The sequence below is a fragment of the Actinospica sp. genome, assembly GCF_035552695.1.
In the GTDB taxonomy this organism is placed as follows: Bacteria; Actinomycetota; Actinomycetes; order Streptomycetales; family Catenulisporaceae; genus Actinospica.
Map to the genome: position 1 here is coordinate 1 of NZ_DASZKT010000041.1, position 25,793 is coordinate 25,793.

Genomic DNA, 25,793 nt, shown 5'->3' on the forward strand with positions numbered 1-25,793 from the left:
GCCCGCGTGGCGGTGGGCCACGCCCCGGCGCTGCCGAAGGGCGCGGTCTCGGCGACGGCCCCCGCGGCCTCGAAGAAGCTGAGCCTCGACGTCGAACTCAACACGGGGCACGCGACGGCACTCTCGGCCTACGCGGCCGAGGTGAGCAACAAGAACTCGAGTTACTACCACCACTACCTGACGCCGAGCCAGGTCGCCGAGTACTTCGGCGCCTCGCAGACCGAGATCTCCGCCGTGGAGGCCTCGCTCAAGGCCCAGGGCCTGACCGTCGGCTCGCTGTCCTCGGACGGCATGTTCGTGACGGTCAGCGGCAGCGTTTCCCAGGTGGAGCACGCGTTCGGCGTGACCATCGCGGGCTACCGTGCCGCGGGCCGCAGCCTCTACGCGAACACGACCGCGCCGACCGTGCCCGCCTCGGTGGCGAGCGACGTCAGCGGCATCCTCGGCATGGACAACGTGGACTACGCGGTGCCGCACGTGAGCACCACGAGCCACGCCGTGAAGGCCACCGGCTCGGTCGGCTCCAAGGTCAGCAGCAACTTCACGGTCAACTCGTGCTCGAACATCGGGACGGTGTTCAACGGCTCCGGCCTGTCGAACGGGTCCGGCTACTACACGGACGACGCGGTCTCGAAGATCTACGGCCTGAGCTCGCAGCTCGCGAACGGCAACGACGGCGCCGGCGTGACCGTGGGCGTCTTCGAGCTCGAGAGCTACGACGCGACCGGTGTCTCGACGATCGACTCCTGCTACAGCCACTCCTCGACCTCGGTCACCGAGCAGACGGTGGACGGCGGACCGACCACCGCGGCGAACATGTACAACAACGTCGGCGTCGAGTCGGCGCTCGACCTCGAGAACATCGCCAACCTGGCTCCCGGCGCCAGCGTCATCGACTACGCCGGCCCGGACGCGATCAACGCGACGGACTCGCAGGTCCTCGACGTGTTCAACGCGATGATCACCGCGGACAAGGCGAAGGTCATCTCGGACAGCTGGGGTCTGTGCGAGGTGCTGACCAAGTCCGGCGACTCCACGATGCAGACCTCTGAGAACACGCTGTTCGAGGAGGCCGCGACGCAGGGCCAGTCGATCCTGGTGGCCTCGGGCGACTCGGGTTCCACCGACTGCTACGGCGCCGGCGTGACCGCGGACAACTCCGTGCTCTCGGTGGACGACCCGTCCAGCCAGCCCTTCGCGACCGCGGTCGGCGGCACCGGCATGACCGGCCTGAGCAGCCCCAAGCCGTACACCTGGAACGAGGCGTGCCAGACCGTCAACGGCACCGTCTACTGCGGGGCGAGCGGCGGCGGTGTGTCGAACACCTGGCCGCTGCCGACGTGGCAGTCCGCGGCGAAGGCCTCGGGCTACTCGACGAACTGCACCTCGACCGTCTCCCAGGGTGGCACCGGCTGCCGTGAGGTGCCGGACGTCTCCGCGCTCGCCGACCCGAACGACGGGTACGTGATCGAGGAGTACTACAACGACGGCACGAGCAGCGGCGAGTACTACAACGTCATCGGCGGCACCAGCGGCGCCGCTCCGGTGTGGGCCGCCGTCCTCGCGCTCGCCGACGCCAGCGCGACCTGCAAGGTGGGTGGCAGCGCGGGGTTCGTCAACCCGCAGCTGTACACCGTGGGCAGCCTGTCCTCGACCTCGCTGTCGGCGTTCGCCACCGACGTGACCTCGGGTAACAACAAGATCGCCAGCTACGGCGCGGCCTACGGCTACTCGGCCGGCACCGGCTACGACATGGCCACCGGTTGGGGTACCCCGGTCTCTTCGGGCGTCGCCTCGACCGTCTGCCAGGCGCCGAGCTACTACCAGGCCGACGGCCCGACGCGGCTGCTGGACACCCGGAGCGGCAAGTTCCACGTGGGCAGTTACACGGGTCCGGTACCGGCGCACGGCACCGTCAAGCTGCCGATCACCGGAAACAGCCTGCTCACCGGTAGCAGCGTGGTGCCGAGCAGCGCCACGGCCGTGGTGCTCAACGTGACGGCGACCCAGCCGACCAACGGCGGCAACGCGACCGTCTACCCGGACGGCGAGACGCTGCCGCTCACCTCGAACCTCAACTGGTCCCCGGGCAACACCGTGCCGAACCTGGTCGTGGTGCCGCTGCTGAGCGACGGTGCGGTGGACATCACCAACAACTCGCCGGGCACCGTGCACTTCATCGCGGACCTCGAGGGTTACTTCACCACTTCGACGTCGGTCGGCAGCGTGACCAGCTCCAGCTACACGCCGATCAGCCCGCTCCGCGCCATGGACACCCGCTCCGGCGGCAACGGCGTGAGCAAGGCGAAGATCGCCGCCGGGACGGCCGTCTCGCTCCAGCTCGGCGGCGCGACGATCACTCCCGTCGGCGGCGGCACGGCGGTGGCGATCCCCTCGGGGATCACCGGCGTAGCGATGAACGTCACCGTCACCGACATCACGGGCGGCGGCTTCCTCACGGTGTACCCGAACGAGACCGCATCGGGCACCGCGGAATCCGTGCCGAACGTGTCGAACCTCAACTTCGCGACGGGCGGGACCGTGCCCAACATGGTCATGGTCCCGGTCGGCGCGGACGGCAAGGTCCGGTTCTACAACGGAGCGACCGCCGGCTCGGTCGACATCATCGCCGACATCGCGGGCTACTACACGGCCGGCACCAAGGGCGAGGTCTACCACCCGCTCGGCCCGGTGCGCGTGGTGGACACCCGGATCGGCGAGGGCGAGACGAGCACGGCGCCGATTCCCGCGAAGGGCACCCTGAGCCTGGGGCTGCCGTCGTCGTACGAGGCGGTCATCGCCAACGTGACGGTCACCGGCGCAGTCGGCGGCGGCTTCATCACGGTCTTCCCGAAGGGCACCGCCATGCCGAACGCCTCGAACCTGAACTTCGCCACCGGCCAAACGGTGCCGAACCTGGCGGTCGTGCAGAGCAACAGTGGTCTGTCGTTCTACAGCAACGCCTCGGCCAACGTTCAGCTCGTGGTGGACGTGTCGGGTTACTTCAGCGCCAGCTGATCCCGTCAGTCGAGTTCCACTGACTGGACGGCTGACTGAGTGATCGGGCCCCGGCGGATTCCCTTCCGCCGGGGCCCTTTCTTGCTCAAACGGACTTGCGACCGTTCTTCCACACGCTGTGGATAAGTGGCACGCCGGGACGGTACGCGAGGTGCAGGTAACTGGGCGCGTCGAGCACCGCGAAGTCGGCGCGGGCGCCCACGGCGAGGTGGCCGATGTCGGTGCGGCGCAAGGCCTTCGCGCCGCCGAGCGTCGCAGCCCTGAGCGCCTCACCTGGGGACATGCGCATTTCGCGGACGGCGAGTGCGATACAGAACGGCATCGAGGACGTGTAGCAGGATCCTGGATTGCAGTCCGTGGCGATCGCCACGGACGCTCCGGCGTCGAGAAGTGACCGCGCGTCGGGGTACCGGGACCTTGTGGAAAACTCCACTGCGGGTAGCAGCGTGGCCACGGTTTCGGAGCCCGCGAGGGCGTCGATGTCCGCGGCCTCCAGGTACGTGCAGTGGTCCGCGCTCGCGGCGCCGTACTCGACGGCCAGTCGCACGCCCGGGCCGTGGCCGAGCTGGTTCGCGTGCAGTCGCACGGGGATTCCGTGGGCCTTCGCCGCGTCCAGGATCAGCCGCGTCTCCGCCTCGTCGTACGCGCCGCGCTCGCAGAAGACGTCCACGTAGTCGGCGTATTCGGCGCACGCGTCGAGCATCGGTCCGCACACGAGGTCGACGTACTCGGCGCGCCGATCCGCGTACTCGGCAGGGACCACGTGCGCGCCGAGGAAGGTCGCCACGTCGCACTCGTCCTTCGCGATCCGCAGCGCTCGCAACTCGTCCTCGAGCGTGAGCCCGTATCCCGTCTTGCATTCGACGGTCGTCGTGCCCTGCCTCGCCATCTCGTGCACCAGTCGGCGTACATTGGCGCGCAACTGCTCGTCGTCGGCGGCGCGGGTCGCGGCGACAGTGGTGCGGATTCCTCCGGCGGAGTACGGGGTTCCGGTCATTCGGGCGGCGAACTCGGCGGCCCGGTCGCCCGCGAACACCAGATGCGCGTGACTGTCCACGAAGCCCGGGATGACGGCGCGGCCTGCCACGTCCAGCACCTCGTCCGCGGCCGGGGCGTCGACGGCCAGGCCGATCCAGGCGATCCGGCCGTCTTGGACCGCGAAGGCCGCGTTGCTGAACGGTTCCGGCGTCGAATTGTTATCCACAGCCTGTGGATCGTTGACGGTGAGCTCGCCGATCCCGGTCACCACCAGCGATCTGCGCCCGAATTCGCTCATGATTCGCTCATGCCATCACCTGTCTCACGGCCGCGCCGAGCCGCCGCGGGGCGTCCTCCACGAGTAGATGGACACCCTGCCAGACGATCATCCGTCCACCGACGACGACGTGCCGGACGTCCGAAGACGTGGCGGCGTAGACCACCGACTCGACCGCGTTGCGCGGGTCGGTGCCGGCGAGCCGGATCGAGTCCAGGTCCACGGTGACGAAGTCGGCGGCCTGTCCGGCGGCCAGCATGCCGACCTCCGGGCGGCCGAGGCTCGCGTGTCCGGCGGAGGTCGCGGCGGTCAGCAGGTCGGCCGACGGCCAGTGCCCGCGCCGCTCCGAGCTCAGCCGCTCGTCCAGTTCGACCGCGCGCGCCTCCTCGAACAGGTCGATCACCGCGTGGCTGTCCGAGCCCAGCGTGATCGGCGATCCGGCCTCGAACATGCAGCGCGCCGCGCCGATTCCGTCGGCCAGGTCCCGCTCCGTGGTCGGGCACATGCAGACGCTGGTCGCCGAGTCGCCGAGGATCTCGGTGTCCACCTGCGACAGATGCGTCGCGTGCACGGCGCTGGTACGCGGACCGAGCGCGCCGTGCTGCTCCAGCAACTGCGCCGGGGTCCGGTGGTACGCGGCGAGGCAGGCGTCGTTCTCGCCGCGCTGCTCGGAGAGGTGGACGTGCAGCGGGGCCGCCCACTGCTCGGCGGCCTTCGCGACCGTCGAGAGCTGGTCCACCGGCACCGCGCGTACCGAGTGGATCGCCGCGCCCACCAGCACATCCGGCGCATCCGAGTACGCGGCCCGCAGCGACTCGACGCGCGCTGCCCACGCCTGCGCGTCGCCGTCCGAGAATCGCTGCTGCGTCTCGTTCATCGGCTTGCGGATTCCGCCCGCGAGATAGCAGGTGTCGAGCAGCGAGATCCGGATTCCGGCCGCCCGCGCCGCCTCGATCAGCGCGTGGCCCATCGCGTTCGGATCGGCGTACGGGGTGCCGCCCGGGCCGTGGTGCACGTAGTGGAACTCGCCCACGTTCGTGATCCCGGCCAGCGCCATCTCCGCGAAGACGCCGGTCGCCAGCTCGCGGTACGTGTCCGGATCCAGCCCGGCGACGGCCGCGTACATCTGCTCGCGCCAGGTCCAGAACGTGCCCTCGCCCACCTGCGTCCGGCCGCGGAGCGCGCGGTGGAAGGCATGCGAGTGCGCGTTCGCCAGGCCCGGCATGGTGAATCCGGCCAGCCGCACGACGTCGGCCGGGGCCTCGTCCGCGGCATTGGCGACCACGCGCGTGATCCTGCCCCGATCCGTCTCGATCAGCGCGTCCGCCTCGACGCCGCCGTGCACGAACGCGTATTCCGCGAGATACGAAGTCACCAAGCCGCTCCCAGCCGCGCCGATCCGCCGGCCAATTCGGAGACCGCTCGGGCTAGGGCGTGTACCCCGGCCCGGCAGTCCGCAATCTCGGCATGCTCCGCCGGACTGTGCGACACGCCGGTCGGGTTGCGCACGAACAGCATCGCCGTCGGGATGCGCCCGGCCAGGATGCCCGCGTCGTGGCCCGCGCCGGTCGGCAGCACCGGCGCCTCGTCCAGCGTCTTGGCGAGCCGATCGCGCAGCGCGTGGTCGAACTCGACGATCGGGGTCAGCGATTCGTTCACCACGGACAGGGACGCGCCGTCGCGACCGGCCCGCTCCCGGGCGGCCTCCTCGAGCTCGGCGAGCAGCGCGGTCAACGTCGCCTCGTCCGGCGCACGGCTGTCCAGCCAGGCGCTGACCTTCGAGGGGATGGCGTTGGTTCCGTTGGGCTCCACCAGGATCCGGCCGAAGGTGGCCAGCGCGCCGTGCGCCGCCGCCTTCTTGCGCGCCGCGAGCACGGTGTAGGCGTACGTCAGCATCGGGTCGCGGCGGTCCTCGAGCCGCGTGGTGCCCGCGTGGTTCGCCTCGCCGCCGAACTCGAAGCGCCAGCGGCCGTGCGGCCAGATCGACGTGGCGACGCCGACCGCGCGGCCGACGTCGACCAGCGCGCGGCCCTGTTCGATGTGCAGTTCGACGTACTGTCCGATCCGGCCGAGCAACTCGTCGTCCCGGCCGATCACGTCGGGGTCCTGGCCGGCGGCTTCCATCGCGGCGGCGAGCGTCACGCCGCTGTCGTCGGTCAGCGCCCGCGCGCGGTCCGGCTCCAGCTGCCCGGTGAGCAACCGCGATCCGGCGCAGGCCACGCCGAAGCGCGCGCCCTCCTCGTCGGCGAAGTTGGCGATCGCGACCGGCCGCTCCGGCTTCCAGCCCGCCTCGCGCAGCAGGTCGACGGCGGCGAACGAGCTGACCACGCCGAGCGGTCCGTCGTACGCGCCGCCGTCCGGAACCGAGTCCAGGTGCGAGCCGATGGCCAGGGCCTTGCCCGGCAACCGCTCACCCCACCAGGCCCACTGGTTTCCGTTGCGGTCGGTGCGCACGGTCAGCCCGCGGTCCGCCGCCTGCGCGGTGAACCAGGCCCGGCACGCGAGATCGGCCTTGTTCCAGGCGAAACGGCGGTAGCCGCCGCTGGCCCGGTGGAAGCCGAGCGGGAGCAGCGAACGCCACAGCTCGTCGAGGCTTGGTGTCTGTTCGGGGGACGGCAGCTCCATGCTCAGCCCACTGCCCCTTCCCGCATCGGGACACGCACGTCGCGCTCTCGCGCCACCTCGATCGCCCCGGGGTAGCCCGCGTCCACGTGCCGGATCACGCCCATGCCGGGGTCGTTGGTCAGCACCCGCTCCAGCTTCTGCGCGGCCAGCGGCGTGCCGTCGGCCACCGACACCTGACCGGCGTGGATGGAGCGGCCCATGCCGACTCCGCCGCCGTGGTGGATCGACACCCACGAGGCGCCCGAGGCCACGTTGATCATCGCGTTCAGCAGCGGCCAGTCGGCGATCGCGTCCGAACCGTCGAGCATCGCCTCGGTCTCGCGGTACGGCGAGGCGACCGAGCCGCAGTCCAGGTGGTCGCGGCCGATCACGATCGGGGCCTGGACCGCGCCGCCGGCGACGAGCTCGTTGAAGCGCAGGCCCGCCTTGTCCCGCTCGCCGTAGCCCAGCCAGCAGATCCGCGCCGGCAGGCCCTGGTAGTGCACGCGCTCGCCGGCCAGCTTCATCCAGCGCGCGAGCGACTCGTTCTCCGGGAACAGGTCGAGCACGGCCTGGTCGGTGACGGCGATGTCCCTGGGGTCGCCGGACAGCGCGGCCCAGCGGAACGGGCCCTTGCCCTCGCAGAACAGCGGCCTGATGTACTTCGGCACGAAGCCCTCGAAGTCGAAGGCCCGCGCGTAGCCGTGCAGCTTCGCCTCGCCGCGGATCGAGTTGCCGTAGTCGAAGACCTCGGCGCCCGCGTCCTGGAAGCCGACCATCGCCTCGACGTGCTTGGCCATCGCCTCGCGCGCCCGCGCGGTGAACCCGGCCGGATCGGACTCCGCGTACGCCTTCATATCCTCGAAAGCGACACCGAGCGGCAGGTAGGACAGCGGGTCGTGCGCCGAGGTCTGGTCGGTGACGATGTCGATCGGCGCGTTCATCGCAAGAAGCTGCGGAACCAGATCGGCGGCGTTGCCCAGCACGCCGATGGACAGCGGACGCCGCGCGTCCCGTGCCTCGACGGCCAAGCGCAGCGCGTGGTCCAGCGAATCGGCCTGCACATCGAGGTAGCGGTGCTCGATCCGCCGGGTGATCGCGCGCGGGTCGCAGTCGATGCAGATGGCCACGCCGTCGTTCATGGTCACGGCGAGCGGCTGCGCGCCACCCATGCCGCCGAGGCCCGCGGTCAGCGTGATCGTTCCGGCGAGGGTTCCGTTGAACTTCTTCGCGGCGGCGGCCGCGAAGGTCTCATAGGTCCCCTGCAGGATGCCCTGCGTGCCGATGTAGATCCAGGAGCCGGCGGTCATCTGGCCGTACATCATCAGGCCCAGGGCGTCGAGGCGGCGGAACTCGTCCCAGTTCGCCCAGTCGCCGACCAGGTTCGAGTTCGCCAGGATCACCCGCGGCGCCCACTCGTGCGTGCGCATCACGCCGACCGGCTTTCCGGACTGCACCAGCATCGTCTCGTCGCCCTTGAGCGTCTTGAGCGTGCGCAGCAGTGCCTCGAAGCTGGCCCAGTTGCGCGCGGCCTTCCCGGTGCCCCCGTAGACGACCAGCTTGTCCGGGTGCTCGGCGACCTCCGGGTCGAGGTTGTTCTGCAGCATCCGGTAGGCGGCCTCCTGCTGCCAGCCGAGCGTGTTGAGGTCGGTGCCGCGCGGGGCGGCGACGGGCCGGGGACCGTACATACGGATTGCTCGCCTTCTGCTCAGTTCTGGATCGGTGATGGAGCCACCAGTCATGTTATGCAATCATTCATGGGTGCGGTCAACCGCATGGGCGTATTCAATCCGCAGTGGAGGACTCGTGACGGTCGTAACTCTCGGCAAGGGTGAGCTGAGCTTCGACGACGTGCTGGCCGTGGCCCGCGAGGGCGCGAAGGTGGAACTCGGCCCGGAGGCGCTGGACGCGCTCGGCCGCGGCCGAGCCCTGGTGGACGAACTGGCCGCCGCCCCCACTCCCGCCTACGGCATCTCCACCGGCTTCGGCGCCCTGGCCACCCGGCACATCGACCCCGAACTGCGCGCCGCCCTGCAGCGCTCGCTGATCCGCTCGCACGCGGCGGGTCTCGGCGAGATCGTCGAGCCCGAGGTCATCCGCGCGCTGGTCCTCATGCGCCTGAAGACCCTAGCCTCCGGCCACACCGGCGTGCGTCCGGTCGTCGCCGAGACCATGGCCGCGCTGCTCAACGCCGGAGTCACCCCGGCTGTGCGCGAATACGGCTCGCTCGGCTGCTCGGGTGACCTCGCGCCGCTCGCCCACGTCGCACTGGTGCTCATGGGGGAAGGCGAGGTCATCGGCGAGGACGGCAAGGAGACTCAGGCCGGACCGGTGCTCGCGGCCCACGGGATCACCCCGGTTGAGCTCGCGCCCAAGGAGGGCCTGGCGCTGATCAACGGCACCGACGGCATGCTCGGCATGCTGATCATGGCCATCAGCGACTTCGGGAAGCTGCTCAAGATCGCCGACATCGGCGCCGCGATGAGCGTCGAGGCGCAGCTCGGCACGGACCGCGTCTTCCGCTCCGAACTGCACGCGATAAGGCCGCACCCGGGGCAGGTCGCGTCCGCCGCCAACCTGATGCGGATCCTCGCGGACTCGGCGATCATGGCCTCGCACCGCGATCCCGACTCCTGCAACCGCGTCCAGGACGCCTATTCGCTGCGCTGCTCGCCGCAGGTCGCCGGCGCCGCCCGGGACACCGTGGCGCACGCGGCGTCCGTGGCGGGTCGCGAGCTCGCGTCGATCATCGACAACCCCGTCGTGCTCATCGACGAGGGCCGCGTCGAGTCCAACGGCAACTTCCACGGCGCCCCCGTCGCCTACGTGCTCGACTTCCTGGCCATCGCGTCGGCCGACGTCGCCTCCATCGCCGAGCGTCGCACCGACCGGATGCTCGACGTCTCACGCTCGCACGGCCTGCCGCCGTTCCTGGCCGACGACCCGGGCGTGGACAGCGGCCTGATGATCGCCCAGTACACTCAGGCGGCGCTGGTCTCGGAGAACAAGCGGCTGGCCGCGCCCGCGAGCGTGGACTCGATCCCGTCCTCCGCGATGCAGGAGGACCACGTGTCGATGGGCTGGTCCGCGGCCCGCAAGCTGCGCCAATCCCTGGACAACCTCGCGAAGGTCCTGTCCGTCGAACTGCTCACCGCCGCCCGCGCCCTCGACCTGCGCGCCCCGCTCACCCCCGCTCCGGCCACGGCCGCCGCGGTCGCCGCACTGCGCGAGCGCGGCGTCGGCGGCCCCGGCCCCGACCGCTTCCTCTCCATCGAGATGCGCGCCGCCGAGCAGGCCGTACGCGACGGCGCGGTGCTCGCCGCGGTCGAGGCCGTGACCGGCCCGCTCGACTAGGGTTCGGTTCCGATGGAACAGACGAAGGCCGCGTCCGAACAGCTGCTCGCCCTCCTCGACGGGCGACGGCTGTCCCCGGCGCAACGCCGCATCGCGCAGTATCTGATCGACCATCTGTCCGAGGCGGCGTTCCTCAACAGCGTCGACCTGGCCGATCGGGCCGGCGTGAGCCAGCCCGCCGTCAGCCGCTTCGCGACGGCTTTGGGGTTCTCCGGCTACCCCGCGCTGCGCGAGGCCCTGCGCCCGATCGTCCTCGGTTCCGTCGCGGAAACCCCGCAACAGGTGCGCCGCAACGAGTTCCAGGCCGCGATCGCCGCCGAGGAGCAGAACCTTGCGACGTTGCACGAGCTCGCCGCCGACTCCGAGCGCATCGCCTCCCTCGGCCGCGAACTCGCCGCCAGCCGCTGCCTCCCCGTACTCGGCCTGCGCATGTCCGACCCGGTCGCCTACTACTTCACCTACAGCGCGGCCCGCATCCACCCCGACGTGCGCTTCGTGGACAGCGCAGGCTCGGCCGCCTTCGACCTGCTCCTGCAAGCCCGTCAGGCCGGCGGTACCTGGCTGCTCGCGTTCATGTTGCCGCGCTACGCCGCCGAGGCGATCACCGTCCTCGACGAGGCCCGCCGCCGCGGCTTCAAGGTCGCCCTCGTCACCGACTCCCGCCTCGCCCCCTGGGCCGAGCACGCCGACGTCGTCTTCCCGGCCCCCGTCGGCTCCCGCCTCGTCTTCGACTCGCACGCCGCCCCGATGGTCCTCGCCGGCCTGCTCGTCCAGGCCATCGCCGACGCCGAGCCCGCGCGCACCCAACTCCGCCTCGAGGAGCACGAGGCGCTCAATGAGAAACACAACTACTACCTGCACTGATCGCCCTCAGCGGCGTATCGGAACTGTGACGTGAACAGGTCGTGAGAAGCAACCGCCGGCGATAAAGTCAGCTGCTTGTTTTTCGCACTCCGCCCTGTCGTCGGCCGCCACCTCGGCGGTGGCCAAGGCCGCGGGCTTCAAGGAATACAGCAGCCCGGCGAGCAAGTCCGTCTTCCGACGCAGCGCGGTGTCGAACACCACGACGCCCAACCCGAACCTCGCCGTCGCGATCACCGTCATCGACACCAGCGCCTACGGCGTCGAACTCACCGCGAAGGTCACGGGCCTGACAACCGGCACCGGCAAGGCCGCGAAGGTCGCGCCCGGCGGAAATGTGACGCTGAAGGTCTGGGGAGACGAGGTCGTGCCCGAGACCGCGGGGGCCGTCGAACTGAACATCACCGCCCCACCGGCGGCAGCCGCGGCGGCTTCATCACCGCGTATGGCGGCGCCAGCACCTTTTCGGCGGCCTCGACGCTCAACTACGCGGCCGGCGAGACCGTTGCGAACAACGCGATCGTCGCGATCGGCAATCTCTCTCCGGCCTTCGGTGAGATCACCCTGCACAACAGCGGTTCCGGAACGGTGGATCTGATCGCCGACGTGTCCGGATACTTCGCGGGCGGCGGCAGCGACACCGGTGGCGCGGCGTTCGTTCCGCTGCCCGAGCCGACCCGACTGCTGGACACGCGGCAGACGGGCGGCGCGCTCACGCTCGATGCCGGCAAGCCGCTGGCCCTGTCGCTCTCGGCGGACAGCGCTCTGAAAGCCTGGTGTTCAACACAACCGTGACCGACACGACGGGCAGCGGCTACCTCGCGCTCTACCCCTACAACCCGGACCAGCCGTCCGCGGTGCCGACCACCTCGACGCTGAACTACACGAAGGGTGAAACGGTCCCGAACCTGACGATCGCGGCGCCCGGCACGGTCGCGGACAGCAGCTACGACGGCGCCTACGACAACGGCTTCTACGTCGGCGGCACCGGCACGGCGCAGTTCGTACTCGACGCGTTCGGCTTCTTCTACAACAAGTGACGCTGGTCGTCGATAGCGAGGGCTATTTAAGCCTGAGGCGCTTGATCATTGAGTGGCGTTGCTCACACCTCGCCACGCGTTCGGCCTGGGTACCGGTTCAGCCCAGCCTCTCGCGTGGCGAGGTGTCATATTTTGCCCGATAAGTCAGACTGAATGAGCGTTCAGTCCATGGTCGCCAAATAAGTTACTCGTGAGTAGACTGCGGTCGTCGACGCAGACCTGCCTCCGGGCAGACCTGTCCCCGAAGGAGTCCGCACCGAAATGCAGATCGCCGCGATCATCATCTCGCTCGGCATCGCCGCGGTGGGCATCGCCCTCTTCGGCCAGGTGCTCGTCCGCATGTATCGGACGATCACGATGGGCCAGCCCGCCCCCGGGCGCACCGGGAATCCCTGGGCGCGCACGAGGAACCTCGTGATCGAGTTCGGCGCGCACACCCGGCTGGCGCGCCGGGGCAAGCGCTGGATCGGCGCCGCGCACTGGTTCGTCATGGTGTCCTTCGGGCTGCTGTTCCTCACGCTCGTCACGGCGTTCGGGCAGCTGTTCTCGGCGGACTTCCAGCTCCCGCTGATCGGGCACTGGTGGCCGTACCAGTTCGTCAGCGAGCTGTTCACCGTCGCCGGGCTGATCGCGATCGTGTTCCTGATGGGGATCCGGCTGAAGAACCTGCCCTCGCGCCAGGGCCGCAAGTCGCGGTTCTTCGGCTCGGTGATGTGGCAGGCGTACTACGTCGAGTACACGATCCTCGGCGTCATGCTCTGCATCCTCACGCTGCGCGGCGCGGAGGCGGCGCTGGAGAACGGCTCCAGGTTCTCCATGGAGTACTTCTTCTCCGCCCCGATCGCGCAGGCCCTGTTCAAGCACGCGTCCGTCGGCACGCTGCACAACGTGATCTGGGCCGTGGCCACCCTCAAGATCGTGATCTCCTTCGCGTGGATGATCACCATCTCGCTGAACTCGAACATGGGCGTCGCCTGGCACCGCTTCCTGGCCTTCGTGAACATCTGGTTCAAGAAGAAGGAGGACGGCAGCACCGCCCTCGGGGCGCTGAACCCGATGCTCTCGGGCGGCGAGCCGATCGACTTCGAGGACCCGGACGAGGACGCGGTCTTCGGTGTCGGCAAGGTCGAGGACTTCAGCTGGAAGGGCCTGCTGGACTTCTCCACGTGCACCGAGTGCGGCCGCTGCCAGGAGCAGTGCCCGGCCTGGAACACCGAGAAGCCGCTGTCCCCGAAGCTCATCGTGCTCGCGCTGCGGGACAACGCGCACGCCAAGGCGCCGTACGTGCTCGCGGGCGGCGGCCTGGACATGGCCGGGGAGGAGAAGGCCACCGAGGAGATGCTCAAGGGCGTCCCGCAGGACGTGCTCGCCGAGGCCGCCCGCCCCTTCGTCGGCTCGCCCGAGGACAACGCCGTGATCGCGGCCGAGGCGCTGTGGTCCTGCACCACCTGCGGCGCCTGCGTCGAGCAGTGCCCGGTGGACATCGAGCACGTGGACCACATCATCGACATGCGTCGCTACCAGGTGATGATCGAGTCCGCGTTCCCGTCCGAGGCGGGCACGATGCTCAAGAACATCGAGAACAAGGGCAACCCCTGGGGCATGCCCGCCAAGAAGCGCCTCGACTGGGTCTCCGAGGTCGACTTCCCGGTTCCGGTCTTCGGCGAGGACGTCGAGAACCTGGACGAGATCGAGTACCTCTACTGGGTCGGCTGCGCCGGCTCGCTCGAGGACCGGGCGAAGAAGACCACGAAGGCCTTCGCCGAACTGCTGAACATCGCCGGCGTGAAGTTCGCGATCCTCGGCGGCGAGGAGACCTGCACCGGCGACCCGGCCCGCCGGCTGGGCAACGAGTTCCTGTTCCAGATGCAGGCGATGCAGAACGTGGAGATGCTCAACGAGGTCTTCGGGGACAAGCCGACCAAGAAGATCGTCGCCACCTGCCCGCACTGCTTCAACTCGCTCGCCAACGAGTACCCGCAGGTCGGTGGCCAGTACGAGGTCATCCACCACACGCAGCTGCTGGACACGCTCGTCAACGAGGGCCGGCTGACGCCGGTCACCCCGATCGACCAGAACATCACGTACCACGACCCGTGCTACCTCGGCCGGCACAACAAGGTCTACACGCCGCCGCGCGAGATCATCGCCAAGGTGCCGGGCCTGCGCAACACCGAGATGCACCGCTGCAAGGAGAAGGGCTTCTGCTGCGGCGCGGGCGGCGCGCGGATGTGGATGGAGGAGCGGATCGGCAAGCGCATCAACACTGAGCGCGTCGACGAGGCGCTGTCTACGAACCCTGACGTGATCTCCACGGCCTGCCCATACTGCCTGGTGATGCTCGGCGACTCGATTACGGCGCGTAAGCAGGCGGGTGAGGTGCCGGAATCGATGGAGGTCGTTGATGTCTCGCAGTTGCTGCTTCGTTCGGTGAAGTAGGAATCTGTCACATCTGGAGTAGGCTGCCCTGCACAGACGGCCGAAACGACTGTGGAGGGCACCGGCCCCATGAGTGGCTCCAACGGCAGGGTACGAATATGGTTCGCCGCCCTGCTGAGGTCGGCCACCGCGCTCGTGCTGACGCTTGTGATCCTGGCGCTGCTCGGCGGCGTGACGGATGTGGTGCTTCACAAAACGCGGCACACCAGCTCGAACTCGACGACCTTCACCGGTATCCACGCCGTGAACGTCGTCCTGGACGGCGACATCTCGCTGACCGTGCTCGGCAAGGCCGGAGGTCAGACGAGCGCGACCCTGAGCGCCGTCGACACCTCCACACCCTTCGACGACCCGGTCCGCACGGCGAACGTGATCGGCGGGACGCTCTATCTGACGGAGCACTGCCCGGATTCGCGCTGCACCGCGCAGCTCACTCTGATGCTGGACACGAGCGACGAGGTCGATGTCGTCGCGGGCAACGCGCTGCGGATCGACCAGGCCGTCGTCGACTTCAACGGGATGGACGGCCGGTCGACCGTGCAGGCGGCCCCGGGCAAGCTGATCGTCACCGACACCGTCGTCACCGGCGCGGTGATCGGCCAGGTGGAGTGCGACAGGTTCGAGGACTGCAGCGGCGTCGCGACTAGCTTCGCTGCCGCGCAAACTCGGTGATCACCGGGAATCCCTCGCCGTCCAGCAACGCGCCGCCGACGATGTCGGCGAGTTCGTACGCGGCGCCACGCAGCTGGACGTCGATGCGCGCGGCATCGGCATTCGTCGCCTCCGGCAGGCAGCGGAAGCGGTAGACCGTGCACGGCCAGCCGGGTGCGGCGCCGGGACGCAGCGCGTACGGCAGGAAATCGCCGTCACGGAAGGGCTCCACGCGCACCTCGAAGCTGCCGGTCCGATCGAGGCAGTAATCGTCGACGGCCAGTGCGCCGTTGAGATCGAGCTCCGGCAGGCTGAGCGCGAGCAGCGAGCGCAGAATCGCCCAGGGGAGTGCCTTGTTGCCGTAGACGCAATACGTGTTCTGCCGTACCTCGGGGCGTTGCGTCACAACGTTTTTCGCGCCGCGAGCTGCGACACGCCGTGAGCGGGCATCCACCGGAAGGCGCGCCGCTCCGCCGAGTCGCCGCGCCAAGCCCGTGACCAGCGACCAAGCGACGGCCTCGGTGCCGACCGGCATGCCGTGCGGGAACCGCTCGCGCATCTCGGCCGCCGCGAGGCCGTCCGGAACGCGCAGCCGGCTGCGGACGGTCTGCGCCGCGTAAGCCGTGGACCAGCCAAGCGGCAGCCCGGCCTCGGCGGCACCGACCGTGTCCAGCCGGTAGGGACCGAACCAGCGCACGCCCTCGGCGATGCCGCGATTCCCCTTCGGCCCGCCCAATTCGGCGCACGGATTCCACATGCGCAGCAGCCGATTGACCATCACGTCCGCGGGCGGCCCGGCGAGCAGCAGAACCGGATGCTCGCGCAGCACGGAGGCGGGATCGCTGCTCGAGGGGCGGGACGCGGAGCGGTGCCGGGACCAGGGCCAGGTCGTCATGGCGCCACTGTCCCAGGGCGCTGCCCGTTTATTCGACGATATACACGTCTTACTCGCTCTAATGGAGCAGGCTACGGCCTACCAGAGTGCTCCGAACGGGTCGCTCGCCAGAGCGGATAGCTCGATCGGCGCACCGTCGGCGTCGAACACGCTTCCCCCGGTCAGCCCCAGCACCGCCTTCGCGATCCGATACCGCAGCCGGTCCGCGCCCGGCCCCGATTCCGCCACGTGCACCTCGTACCTGGTCTGCGCCGAGCTCGGATCCGCGCGTTCGACGTCGATCAGGAACGTCGCGACCGTGTCCGAGACCGTGGCGCTGTAGTAGGGCAGCTCGCCCTCGTCCAGGTAGTCCGAGTAGTCGTCCTCCTCCGGATCCTCCGGCGGGGCCGCGCAGAACACGTCGCCGGTGCCGAGCGGCGCCAGCGCGTCGAGCAGCGCGTCCAGCGGAGCGAGCTCGGGCGCGAGGATCGTGACCGCGCGCGGGTCGGAGATGAGCGGCGCCATGGATTTCCCCCCTGTGGATAACGGTGCGGCGGGCCCGTCAGATCTCGGTGCGGTGGAAGTTCAGGTACGAGCGCGACGGCGTCGGCCCGCGCTGTCCCTGGTAACGCGAACCCGCCCCGTCCGAGCCGTACGGATGCTCCGCCGGCGAGGACAGCCGGAACATGCACAGCTGCCCGATCTTCATCCCCGGCCACAGCTTGATCGGAAGCGTCGCCACGTTGGAGAGCTCCAGCGTCACGTGCCCCGAGAAGCCCGGGTCGATGAACCCGGCCGTCGAGTGCGTGAGCAGCCCGAGCCGCCCCAGGCTCGACTTGCCCTCCAGCCGCGAGGCCACGTCGTCCGGCAGCGTCACCAGCTCGTACGTGGACCCCAGCACGAACTCGCCGGGATGCAGGATGAACGGCTCGCCCTTCTCCGGCTCGACCAGCCGGGTCAGTTCGGACTGCTCCTCCGCCGGATCGATGTGCGGATAGCGGTGGTTCTCGAAGACGCGGAAGAAGCGGTCGAGCCGTACGTCGATCGACGACGGCTGCACCATCGAGTCGTCGAAAGGCTCGATCCGCACCCGCCCCGAGGCGATCTCCGCGCGCAGGTCCTTGTCTGAGAGCAACACGCCACCGACCGTATCGCCCCACACCGCCGCCCCCCAAACCGCCGCGCGGATCTGGTAGCCTGAGCGGGCAGCGACGCTTCCGTCAGTGACGGAACGTGGTCATGCGGGTGTAGTTCAATGGTAGAACATCAGCTTCCCAAGCTGACAGCGCGGGTTCGATTCCCGTCACCCGCTCAGGTGGTACGCGGCCCGGTGATCGGTACTTCGATCACCGGGCTTTCGCTTTGACCAGGGGTGATTTGCTGGCCCCTCCCGCAGGTGCGGCGCACGTCGAAGCGCCCTGGGGATTGCAGCGTTCCGGGTTCGGTCCACGACTTGCCGATTTGTCGCAGGCGGACGTAGCGAGCTGACCCTCTGCCAGGTTCGCAGCCGTGGCCCGAACTCGGGGCGCTTCACTCCCGAGGCCCGGTTGCTCCTGCGCCAGGACGCTTCGGACTGCGTCGGGTGTGGTGGCAATGAGCCTGGACTCTGAATCTGTCGGCTTGATCGAGACTGAGGTGGGCGAGTCAGCCGGCGGTGCGTGTCCCGCGGCGCCAGATCGCGCGGATCGAGAGGCTGTCCTCGATGCGGGTCGTCGGGTCGCCGTCGATGAGGACCAGGTCGGCCCGAGCACCGGGAACGATCCGGCCGCGGTCGTCCAGCCCGAAGCGCCGCGCCGGGGTCGAGGTCGCCGCTCGAAGCGCCTCGGCGGGAGTCAGTCCGGCCGTGGTCAGCAGTTGCAGTTCGTGGTGCAGGCTCGCTCCGTGTATCGACCCGCCGTGAGCCGGGAGTGGCATGAGGAACGAGTCGGTGCCCGCGATGATGTCCACGCCGGCTTCGCGCAGGGCGGCGACACTGGCAAGCGCATCGTCCAGGTTCCCATCCGGGTACGTGTTGAAGCTGCCGCGAAGCGTGTCCCGCCACTCCGGCGGCAGCTTCGGCCCTACCCGGGGGTCGTCGGCGAGTGCCCCGCCGGTGCCGCCCAGCAAGGCAGAACTGATCACCAGGCACGGGGTGACGAAGATGCCTGCGTCGGCGATCGCCGCGACGATCTCCTCGGTGTGCGGCTGGTCGATGAACAGGTGCGCGAAGCCGTCCACGCCGACTTCGATCGCCTGCTGTGTCGCCGCGAGGGTCAACGCGTGTGCGACGACCTTCTTCCCGAGACGGTGCGCTTGAGCCACTGCGGCCCTGAGCGTCTGCGTGCTGATCATGGGCAGCCCCGGGTGACCGAGGACGGTGCCCTCTTCGATCATCACCTTGATGTAGTCGGCCCCTTGCGCGACGACCGCGTTCACGTGGGCCACGGCCTGTTCGGGAGTGGATACCGACGGTGCGGCCGACCGGTTTCCACCGGACTTGTCCTTGTTGCGCTCGGCGATGAACTCATGCGGGTGCCCGCCCGGCGCGGTGAGCGCGCGCAAGGCCGAGCGAACATCGGCGATCTCGTCGTTCGCGGCGATCTCTGCGCGCTGCTGCGCGGTCCAGTACCCGTTCATCTCCAGTTCCGTGGTGACGCCGAAGATCCGCGCCAGCCGCAGCCCGTCGAACGAGGTGTGGACGTGTCCGTCGATCAGGCCGGGTATGAGTGTCGCGTCATCCGCGTCGACGAATTCAGCCCCGGTAGGTGGCCGCCGGCCGAGGGATACGATCCGCGATCCGTCGATCTCCACGGTCCGCGCCTCCAGGACACGGTCGCCATCGAATATCCGGGCGTTCGTGATGAACAGCGACATGGGTTCCCTAACTCTCAGGTGCGGGTCACGTCCTGCCAGCCCTCGCGCAGAATCGTGAAGGCGGCATCCAGAACGGCACGAGGATCGCGATCGCCGGTCTTGGCGATGGCCAGGCTCTCGACGGCGAAGTGAGCCAGGGCACGCACCGACGGGTCCGCGGCGTCGAGGCCACCGTCGGCGGCGATCGCGGCCGCGAGCGAATCCTCATGCCGGGTCCACATTCGCTGGGCGTAGCCGCGAAGACTCTCCGAATTCCGCACCAGGTCCCAGAACTGCCGATGGCCGTCGCCCAGTTCACCGCCGATGTCCGCCGCAAGCTCGGCCGCGAAATGCTCGTGCAGCGCCGCCACTACCGACGAGCCGGCGCGGCGATCCCGGACCGCGGCCACGAGCTTCGCCTCGCGTTCGCCGTCCTCGTCCAGCACAAGGGCCTCCTTGCTGGAAAAGTGATTGAACACCGTGGCCACCGACACGTCCGCTGCCTCGGCGATCTCGGCGATGGTGACCTGCTCGAAACCACGCGCGAGAAACAGTCGTAGTGCCGCGTCGGCGATCTCGCTCCGCGTCCGGGCCTTTTTGCGCGCCCGCCGCCCGTCCGCTCCGGTCTCGGCCATCGCCTTTTTCCTCCGCTCCCTACTATAGCCACACCATACTTGGAATTACTCTAAATGTCTAGCGACTCCAGAAATTAGCCAAGCTAGATTGGACAAGCTGGCTTGAAGATATTACCGTGGCCGCATGGCAGTCACGACGGGACAGGTCAGCGAGTCGGCCGCGCGCGCGGCACGTGATCTGCGCGTGGTGTTCAGCAGGCTTCGCCGCCGGTTCAAGGACGCAGAGGGCGGTCACGAGCTCACGCCATCGCAGGTCGCGGTGCTCAGCAGGCTGGGCAAGGAGGGTGCGGCGTCGGCAAGTGATCTCGCGGCGGCCGAGCGGGTTCGGCCGCAGGCGGTGGCGCCGATTCTGCTGGCGCTCGAGCAGCGCGGGCTGATCCGGCGACGCGCCGACCCCGGCGACGGGCGGCGGCAGTTGGTGTCGCTGACGTCGGCGGGGCGTGCCTTGTTCGACGACAGCCGCCGGGCGGGCGAGGAATGGCTGGCCCGCGCCTTACAGGAGCACTACACCGAAGCCGAGCGCCAGACACTGATCACGGCGATCGCCATGCTGGAACGACTGCCCCGAGCCTGATCCCGCGTTCGCCGGCGCACGCAGGAGAGATCGCACTGATCGGAGAACAGTCGATGGAAGTCGGTTTGCACTTCATCAATTTCACCCTGCCCGGCGGGCCCGACACCCTGGGCTCGACACTGGCGGACATCGCGAAAGCCGCCGAGCAGTCCGGATGCACGCTGTTCACCCTGGCCGACCACTTCTTCCAGATGGAAGGGCAGGTGTCCGGCGTGACACGGTCGGCGCAGGACGCGATGCTCGAGGGCTACACCACATTGGGCTTCCTGGCCGGCCAGACCGAGCGAATTCGCCTGGGCATGCTGGTCACCGGCGTCATGTACCGGTACCCGGGGGTGCTGGCCAAGACCGTGACGACCCTGGACGTGCTCTCCCGCGGGCGCGCGGTGCTCGGCCTCGGCGCCGCGTGGTACGGACGCGAGCACACCGGCCTCGGCGTGCCCTATCCGCCGCTGGGTGAGCGGTTCGAACGGCTGGACGAGACACTGCAGATCTGCCTGCAGATGTGGAGCGACGACAACGGCGCCTACACCGGCAGGCATCACGCACTCGCCGAGACCATCTGCGTACCGCCCCCGATTCAGCGGCCCCGGCCGCCGATCATCATCGGGGGCGGCGGCGAGAAGAAGACGCTGCGGCTGGTCGCCAGGTACGCCGATATCTGGTGCGCCCCCGGCGGCGCCTCCCCGGCGGACGTCCAGCGCAAGATCGAGGTGCTGGCCGGCCACTGCGCGGCCGAGGGCCGCGATCCCGCGGACATCCGCAAGGCGATCCTGGTCCTCCAGGATCCGCTCGCCGACACCGATGGCTTCATCTCCGCCATGGAGGAATACGCCAGACTCGGCGTCGACCTCGCGATGGTGTCCACCCTGGCGCCCGACCCGGTGGACTTCGCCAACCGCCTCGGCGATCAAGTGATCCCACGCATGGCGCAGATCGGCAGCTGACGGCAATATGGGTCACGCCCGGTTCGAGTTGAGGTGTTCATGATCGCTGGCCTCGTCGATACGTCCTCTGATGTCGAGCTTGTCCATTCCGTTTGGGCTGGCGACATCGCCGCGCTCGGCACGCTGCTGGCCAGGTATCGGCCTGCGATGCTGGCGGTGGCCTACGGCCTGGTGGGGTACGGGCCGCAGGCCGAGGACGCGGTCCAGGAGGCGAGCCTGGTCGCATTGCGGCGGATCGGTGAGCTGCGCGATCCGCAGTCGGTGGGCGCCTGGCTGCGTACCGTCGTGCGCAACGCCTGCCTGATGGGACTGCGCGTGCGGGAGGCGGCATCGCTCGACGCGGCGCCGGGCTTCGCGGAATCACTGCCGTCGAACGGGCCGGATCCGGCGGATCTGCTGGAGCGGCACGTGGTGCGGGACTGGATCTGGAACGCGATGGAGAAGCTGCCCGCGCCGCAGCGCCTCGCGGTGATGCTGCGTTACTTCACGTGCGCGTCGACCTATCAGCAGATCGCCGTCGCGTGCGGGGTTCCCGTCGGCACCGTGCGCAGCCGGCTGAGCGAGGCGCGCGGCAGGCTGGCGCGAAGTCTGACGGAGAGCGCCGATATGGCGTATGGAGACGTCGGCGCCGTCGTCGCAGCGCGTGAGCGGGAGGCTGAGGAGATGCTCACGGCCGTGGGTCGGGGCGGGTTCGCGTCGGCGGTGGCGGACCGGTGGGCGCCGGACGCGGAGGCCGTGTGGCCCAACGCCGGCAGGACGACAGGGTACGACTACGCGATCCGCGCGATGGAACGGACCCTCGCCGCAGGCGTGCGGATGAGGCTGAGCAACGTCGTCGCGGGCAGCGACATCGCCATCTGGGAGACCGACCTGATCAGCCCCGCCGACGATCCGGACCACTGTCCGCCGGCGGCGGTATGGATCCACCAGCTGCGCGGCGACCGGGTGAGCCGGTTCCGCCTCCTGCACGCCCCCGGGACTACGGAGCCCGTCCAGCCTCGGCTGACGTGATCCAGATCACGCGGGCGCGCTCGAACTTCTCGCCGCCCGTCCGCATCCTTCCAGGGTGAGCACCACGCCGACCTGCGGGCTGATCGCACCGCCACACGTGCCTCCGGACTGTGACGACCGTGCTGACCGGCTCGAACCATGTGGGAGAAAACGATGAATCCCTACCCGCAGGCGCATACGCGCGCTGAAGACCTGCCTGAACAGCTGCGTCCGGTCATCGAGAAGTACCGCGACGAGGCCGATGCGGCCCGCCGTCTGCCGCCGCCCCTGCTGACGGGGCTGCGGACCGCGGGCGCCTTCCGCCTTTCCACCCCTCGCGAACTCGGCGGATTCGAGCTGCCGCTGGCTTCCGCCCTCGATGTCCTGGAACGGCTCGGCCGCATCGACGGGCCGACCGCGTGGGTGGTGTGGAACCTCAACTTCGGCTTCAGCGCGGCGTTCCTGGACGACGAAGCGGTGCAGCGGATCTGGTCACAGAACCCTGATCCACTGATCGCCAACTCGGGCCAACCGGGCCGGCTGGCGAAGACCGCGGACGGCTACCGGCTCTCCGGACACTGGAAGATCGTCAGCGGTGTGGAGGCGGCCGAGTGGATCGCGTTGGTCTGTCTCGTGGATTCCGGCGAGCCGGCGGGCGAGGCTCCCGAGGTGCGGGTCTGCTGGGTGCCCCGGGCCGAGGTGACCGTGGAGGACACCTGGCAGGTGACCGGAATGCGGGGGACGAACAGCAACACGGTGACGGCGGACGGCGTGCTCGTGCCGCGCGAGATGACGGTTGACTTGGCCGCGACGCCGCGCATCGACCGGCCCGCCTACCGCGTACCCATGGTGCACCTGGTCTACTCCGGCTGCGCCGCCGCGGCGCTGGGGATGGCCCAGGCGATGGTCGACGAGGTTGCGGACCTCGCGCAGACGAAGAAAAGCCCGGACGGCACGCCGCTCGCGCATCAGCCGCGGATGCAGGCGGTGCTCGGGCGGGCGGCGGCGCAGCTGGGCGCCGCCCGCGGGCATCTGTTCGCGATGGCAGGCACCCTCGACGACGCGGCCACGGCGGGCCGGGCCGCATCGAACGCGGAGCGCGGTGCGTTGCGCGGCGCCATCAGCCACGCCGGGGAAACCGCGCGGGCAGTGACGACGGCGATGTACGAGGCGGCGAGTTCGAGCGCGCTCTACGAGCCGAGCCGGATCGGCCGGCTCTTCCGAGACGGACACGCGGCGGCACAGCACGGCAACCTGTCCGCGGCACACTACGAACTGGCCGGGCGCACACTGCTCGGCCTGCCGCCCGCGGCACTGTTCGTCTGAGGCCGTTTCTTACCGACGTCGATGTGTCGAATGGAGCGATGATGCGCGCAGTCCGCAACACAGAACAGGGAATCCGCGTGGTCGAGGTGGGCTCCCCACAGGGACAGGGAATACGCCTCGACGTCGTATCGGCGGGTATCTGCGGCACCGATGTGGGCTTCGCCGCCGGCGGCGTGCGCGGCTTCACCTATGGCCACGAGTTCGCCGGCATCGCCGCAGACGGCCGTGGCTACTTCGTAGAGCCCACGCTCTACTGCGGACAATGCGATCAGTGCCACGCGGGCCATGTCCAGCGGTGCACCGCGGCCGAGCACGGACATCTGGGCGTCTATCAGGACGGCGGCATGACTGACGCTATTCTCGTGCCCGAGTACACGCTCCTCCCGCTGCCGGACGGCCTCGACGCGCGGGACGCCTGCCTCGTCGAACCCGCCTCCGTCGCTTGGCACGGTGTGCGCCGAGCCAACGTCAGCCCCGGTGAACGGTTGGCCGTCGTCGGCGCAGGCACCGTCGGCCTGCTGGCTGCGGCGGCCGCCCGGCGGACGGGCCACGCCGTCGACGTCGAAACACGCCATCCACACCAGCGGGAGGCGGCAGAGCGCGTGGAAGCCGGCCATCCGCACGGCACCTACGACGTCGTGATCGATGCCGCCGGCAGCGAGTCCGGCCTGGCGAAGTGCACCGAACTGGCGCGGCCAGGAGGCCGCGTGGTGCTACTGGGCGTCTACCCGGAGACCGTGCCGATCCCATCCGTGGTCAGCCTGGTCAAGGAACTCACCTTCGTCCACGCCATCGCCTACGGCCGCCACGACGGCCTCCGCGAAACCGGGGAGGCCGCGGCGATGCTCGCCGACAATCCCGACATCGCGAAAGGCGTTATCACCCATCGATTCCCACTGCACGACGCCCCAGAAGCCTTCCGCGTCGCAGGCGACCGAGCATCAGGCGCCATCAAGGTCGTCCTACATCCCTGATACCAGCTCCCGTGGTTGGGAAATGCTCCCGATGCGGCTGGGATCGACCCCCCCAGTCGACCCTGCCCGGTCGGCTTCGACGCAGTCAGACGAGTCAGAACGGCCACGTCGACGTGGCCCACGATGCCCTTTGCTGGCCGGTTATGGCGGAACTCTGTTCGCACCGTCCACGACGGTGAGCCTGCGCCCGAACATATCGCCGGCTTCAGATGCTGTCACGGCCGGTACAGCCGCCGAGGGGCTCGCGCTAATGGTGAACGGCGGACCCAGCGTGTCGAGCATTCCCTTGTTGCGGGACCCCCGAAAGGTGACGGGGGTGGACGATTCGATGGCCGGACCATCAGCACTACGGCAATACGCAAGAACGTCGCTATGAGGGGAAAGCCCATGCCGGTTCTGCAGATCGACGACAGCAGTGTCGACCTGGCCACGGAGGCTCTGCGCTCGGGAACGCCAGTGGTGATTCCGGGTCCGTCGCCGCTGGCCTACGCGATCACTGGCACGCGGGCCGCAGCGGTCAACGCCGCCAAGGGTCGTCCCGCAAGCCAGCCGGCGGGCGTCGGCGTGGCGGATATGGCCGTGATCGCCCCGTATCTCGACCTCTGCGAGGACCTGGTGTCGATGGCCGGCTGGCTCTGCGGTTCCGAACTCGTCAGCCTGCTGGCTCCGATCAGGCCGGACCCGCCCGAGTGGCTATCGCCCGCCATTTCCGACGGCATGGCGTTCTTCACGTCCACGCCCTGGTTGCCGGCACTCTCCAGCATTATCGCCGAATTCGGATACCTCTACATGAGCAGCGCGAACATTACGGGGTCGGGCTCCGCGACGTCCGCCGCTGAGGCCGGGCGAGCGTTCGGGGAACGACTGGTGGTCCTGGACGGGGATGCGTTCCGTGATCCGTCTCGGACGCATGGCTCGACGACGATGGTCCGGGTGAGCCGTGACGGCGAGCTGACCGTCGCGCGACCGGGCATCAACAACGTGGCCTTCGGCGCGGACCTGACAGGTTATGCGGCCGAGCTTTCCCGGCGCTGGGAGCAGCACCGGACCCGGTGACCCGCCGCAAGACGGGCTGCGGCGTGGTTGCGAGGGCACTTACATCCGGGGGATGAACTCGTCGGGGATCTCGCCCTCCGCGTCCGCGGGCAACTCGAACTCGGGTCGGCGTCGCAGCGCGTTCTTGTCGTTGTCGCCGTTCTTCGCGAGCTGCCTCTGCTGTCGGCCCTGGCGGGACGAGTGCCGTCTCGCCCATCCCGACGTTGGCTGCATCTTCCTGCACGCAGGATCTTCCTGCACCCAGGCGAACCCGTCGATCAACCCGGAAAGATCCCCCTGCTCGAGCGCTTGCGCGACTCGGACGAATATGTCAAGGAAGTCCTGGGGCTGCGAGATACTCCTCGCGCAACTCGGGCTTGATGG

Annotated in this window: 23 protein-coding genes and 1 tRNA gene; 14 read left to right on the plus strand and 10 right to left on the minus strand. The window is 69.2% G+C overall.

Features of this window, described 5'->3' with window-relative positions; all coding sequences use genetic code 11:
* The coding region (locus VG296_RS06635) for a S53 family peptidase (RefSeq protein ID WP_325564162.1) at positions 1-3,018 on the plus strand (3,018 nt) is incomplete at its 5' end.
* 85 nt (positions 3,019-3,103) lie between these two features.
* Here VG296_RS06635 and hutI read toward each other — a convergent pair.
* From hutI to hutU, 4 genes are read right to left on the minus strand one after another with little or no spacing between them, the layout of a single operon-like run.
* Entirely contained in the window at positions 3,104-4,294 is a 1,191-nt protein-coding gene (gene hutI, locus VG296_RS06640; RefSeq protein ID WP_325564164.1) for an imidazolonepropionase, read from the minus strand.
* A 7-nt stretch (positions 4,295-4,301) separates the two neighbouring features.
* A complete protein-coding gene (locus VG296_RS06645) occupies positions 4,302-5,651 on the minus strand; it encodes a formimidoylglutamate deiminase (protein WP_349259480.1) in 1,350 nt (449 codons plus the stop codon).
* Positions 5,645-6,898, minus strand: a complete 1,254-nt coding sequence (locus VG296_RS06650) for an allantoate amidohydrolase (protein WP_325564168.1) — start codon at positions 6,896-6,898, stop codon at positions 5,645-5,647. Before VG296_RS06650 ends, VG296_RS06645 begins: the two co-directional genes overlap by 7 nt.
* Before the next feature lie 2 nt (positions 6,899-6,900).
* Positions 6,901-8,565: a urocanate hydratase gene (gene hutU, locus VG296_RS06655; protein ID WP_325564170.1), complete on the minus strand. Its 1,665-nt coding sequence runs from the start codon at positions 8,563-8,565 to the stop codon at positions 6,901-6,903.
* A gap of 118 nt (positions 8,566-8,683) precedes the next feature.
* Between hutU and hutH the strand changes: the two genes are divergently transcribed.
* The 6 genes from hutH (at position 8,684) to VG296_RS06685 (ending at position 15,243) form a co-directional block, all read left to right on the plus strand.
* The gene (gene hutH / locus VG296_RS06660) at positions 8,684-10,231 is read left to right on the plus strand and encodes a histidine ammonia-lyase (RefSeq protein ID WP_325564172.1); all 1,548 of its coding nucleotides are present in this window, start codon (positions 8,684-8,686) and stop codon (positions 10,229-10,231) included.
* 12 nt (positions 10,232-10,243) lie between these two features.
* On the plus strand, positions 10,244-11,095 hold the full coding sequence (locus tag VG296_RS06665) for a MurR/RpiR family transcriptional regulator (RefSeq protein WP_325564174.1): 852 nt from the start codon (positions 10,244-10,246) through the stop codon (positions 11,093-11,095).
* Between the two features lie 75 nt (positions 11,096-11,170).
* Positions 11,171-11,887, plus strand: coding sequence for a hypothetical protein (locus VG296_RS06670; RefSeq protein WP_325564176.1), 717 nt, complete (start codon positions 11,171-11,173; stop codon positions 11,885-11,887).
* Positions 11,884-12,132, plus strand: coding sequence for a hypothetical protein (locus VG296_RS06675; protein ID WP_325564178.1), 249 nt, complete (start codon positions 11,884-11,886; stop codon positions 12,130-12,132). Before VG296_RS06670 ends, VG296_RS06675 begins: the two co-directional genes overlap by 4 nt.
* A gap of 261 nt (positions 12,133-12,393) precedes the next feature.
* On the plus strand, positions 12,394-14,571 hold the full coding sequence (locus VG296_RS06680; RefSeq protein ID WP_325564180.1) for a (Fe-S)-binding protein: 2,178 nt from the start codon (positions 12,394-12,396) through the stop codon (positions 14,569-14,571).
* A 69-nt stretch (positions 14,572-14,640) separates the two neighbouring features.
* The gene (locus VG296_RS06685; RefSeq protein ID WP_325564182.1) at positions 14,641-15,243 is read left to right on the plus strand and encodes a hypothetical protein; all 603 of its coding nucleotides are present in this window, start codon (positions 14,641-14,643) and stop codon (positions 15,241-15,243) included.
* Here VG296_RS06685 and VG296_RS06690 read toward each other — a convergent pair.
* From VG296_RS06690 to dcd, 3 genes are all read right to left on the minus strand, one after another.
* Positions 15,215-16,117 (minus strand): hypothetical protein, encoded by a 903-nt coding sequence (locus tag VG296_RS06690; protein ID WP_325564184.1) that lies wholly within the window; start codon positions 16,115-16,117, stop codon positions 15,215-15,217. The genes VG296_RS06685 and VG296_RS06690 overlap by 29 nt on opposite strands.
* 78 nt (positions 16,118-16,195) lie before the next feature.
* Positions 16,196-16,621, minus strand: a complete 426-nt coding sequence (locus VG296_RS06695; RefSeq protein ID WP_325564186.1) for a hypothetical protein — start codon at positions 16,619-16,621, stop codon at positions 16,196-16,198.
* A gap of 37 nt (positions 16,622-16,658) precedes the next feature.
* The gene (dcd, locus tag VG296_RS06700; RefSeq protein ID WP_325564187.1) at positions 16,659-17,234 is read right to left on the minus strand and encodes a dCTP deaminase; all 576 of its coding nucleotides are present in this window, start codon (positions 17,232-17,234) and stop codon (positions 16,659-16,661) included.
* A gap of 103 nt (positions 17,235-17,337) precedes the next feature.
* Between dcd and VG296_RS06705 the strand changes: the two genes are divergently transcribed.
* Positions 17,338-17,408 (plus strand) — tRNA-Gly (locus VG296_RS06705).
* A 332-nt stretch (positions 17,409-17,740) separates the two neighbouring features.
* Here VG296_RS06705 and VG296_RS06710 read toward each other — a convergent pair.
* Positions 17,741-18,949, minus strand: a complete 1,209-nt coding sequence (locus tag VG296_RS06710; RefSeq protein WP_325564189.1) for an amidohydrolase family protein — start codon at positions 18,947-18,949, stop codon at positions 17,741-17,743.
* Between the two features lie 14 nt (positions 18,950-18,963).
* Positions 18,964-19,563: a helix-turn-helix domain-containing protein gene (locus tag VG296_RS06715; protein ID WP_325564191.1), complete on the minus strand. Its 600-nt coding sequence runs from the start codon at positions 19,561-19,563 to the stop codon at positions 18,964-18,966.
* Between the two features lie 124 nt (positions 19,564-19,687).
* Between VG296_RS06715 and VG296_RS06720 the strand changes: the two genes are divergently transcribed.
* From VG296_RS06720 to VG296_RS06745, 6 genes are all read left to right on the plus strand, one after another.
* Positions 19,688-20,137 (plus strand): MarR family winged helix-turn-helix transcriptional regulator, encoded by a 450-nt coding sequence (locus VG296_RS06720; RefSeq protein ID WP_325564193.1) that lies wholly within the window; start codon positions 19,688-19,690, stop codon positions 20,135-20,137.
* 53 nt (positions 20,138-20,190) lie between these two features.
* Positions 20,191-21,084 (plus strand): LLM class F420-dependent oxidoreductase, encoded by an 894-nt coding sequence (locus VG296_RS06725; RefSeq protein WP_325564195.1) that lies wholly within the window; start codon positions 20,191-20,193, stop codon positions 21,082-21,084.
* 39 nt (positions 21,085-21,123) lie between these two features.
* Positions 21,124-22,095 (plus strand): sigma-70 family RNA polymerase sigma factor, encoded by a 972-nt coding sequence (locus tag VG296_RS06730; protein ID WP_325564197.1) that lies wholly within the window; start codon positions 21,124-21,126, stop codon positions 22,093-22,095.
* A gap of 153 nt (positions 22,096-22,248) precedes the next feature.
* The gene (locus VG296_RS06735) at positions 22,249-23,400 is read left to right on the plus strand and encodes an acyl-CoA dehydrogenase family protein (protein WP_325564199.1); all 1,152 of its coding nucleotides are present in this window, start codon (positions 22,249-22,251) and stop codon (positions 23,398-23,400) included.
* 38 nt (positions 23,401-23,438) lie between these two features.
* On the plus strand, positions 23,439-24,374 hold the full coding sequence (locus VG296_RS06740; RefSeq protein ID WP_325564201.1) for a zinc-dependent alcohol dehydrogenase: 936 nt from the start codon (positions 23,439-23,441) through the stop codon (positions 24,372-24,374).
* A gap of 387 nt (positions 24,375-24,761) precedes the next feature.
* Entirely contained in the window at positions 24,762-25,430 is a 669-nt protein-coding gene (locus VG296_RS06745) for a Sua5/YciO/YrdC/YwlC family protein (RefSeq protein WP_325564203.1), read from the plus strand.
* A 39-nt stretch (positions 25,431-25,469) separates the two neighbouring features.
* Here VG296_RS06745 and VG296_RS06750 read toward each other — a convergent pair.
* The coding region (locus VG296_RS06750) for a hypothetical protein (RefSeq protein ID WP_325564205.1) at positions 25,470-25,793 on the minus strand (324 nt) is incomplete at its 5' end.

Bases quoted from the DNA above. Each gene is read 5' to 3' on its own strand.
- hutI (WP_325564164.1), bottom strand. From the start codon at position 4,294: ATGAGCGAATTCGGGCGCAGATCGCTGGTGGTGACCGGGATCGGCGAG.
- VG296_RS06740 (WP_325564201.1), top strand. From the start codon at position 23,439: ATGATGCGCGCAGTCCGCAACACAGAACAGGGAATCCGCGTGGTCGAG.
- VG296_RS06680 (WP_325564180.1), top strand. From the start codon at position 12,394: ATGCAGATCGCCGCGATCATCATCTCGCTCGGCATCGCCGCGGTGGGC.
- VG296_RS06695 (WP_325564186.1), bottom strand. From the start codon at position 16,621: ATGGCGCCGCTCATCTCCGACCCGCGCGCGGTCACGATCCTCGCGCCC.
- VG296_RS06650 (WP_325564168.1), bottom strand. From the start codon at position 6,898: ATGGAGCTGCCGTCCCCCGAACAGACACCAAGCCTCGACGAGCTGTGG.
- VG296_RS06730 (WP_325564197.1), top strand. From the start codon at position 21,124: ATGATCGCTGGCCTCGTCGATACGTCCTCTGATGTCGAGCTTGTCCAT.
- VG296_RS06745 (WP_325564203.1), top strand. From the start codon at position 24,762: ATGCCGGTTCTGCAGATCGACGACAGCAGTGTCGACCTGGCCACGGAG.
- VG296_RS06690 (WP_325564184.1), bottom strand. From the start codon at position 16,117: ATGACGACCTGGCCCTGGTCCCGGCACCGCTCCGCGTCCCGCCCCTCG.
- VG296_RS06720 (WP_325564193.1), top strand. From the start codon at position 19,688: ATGGCAGTCACGACGGGACAGGTCAGCGAGTCGGCCGCGCGCGCGGCA.
- VG296_RS06715 (WP_325564191.1), bottom strand. From the start codon at position 19,563: ATGGCCGAGACCGGAGCGGACGGGCGGCGGGCGCGCAAAAAGGCCCGG.
- hutU (WP_325564170.1), bottom strand. From the start codon at position 8,565: ATGTACGGTCCCCGGCCCGTCGCCGCCCCGCGCGGCACCGACCTCAAC.
- VG296_RS06710 (WP_325564189.1), bottom strand. From the start codon at position 18,949: ATGTCGCTGTTCATCACGAACGCCCGGATATTCGATGGCGACCGTGTC.
- VG296_RS06685 (WP_325564182.1), top strand. From the start codon at position 14,641: ATGAGTGGCTCCAACGGCAGGGTACGAATATGGTTCGCCGCCCTGCTG.
- VG296_RS06735 (WP_325564199.1), top strand. From the start codon at position 22,249: ATGAATCCCTACCCGCAGGCGCATACGCGCGCTGAAGACCTGCCTGAA.
- VG296_RS06665 (WP_325564174.1), top strand. From the start codon at position 10,244: ATGGAACAGACGAAGGCCGCGTCCGAACAGCTGCTCGCCCTCCTCGAC.
- VG296_RS06725 (WP_325564195.1), top strand. From the start codon at position 20,191: ATGGAAGTCGGTTTGCACTTCATCAATTTCACCCTGCCCGGCGGGCCC.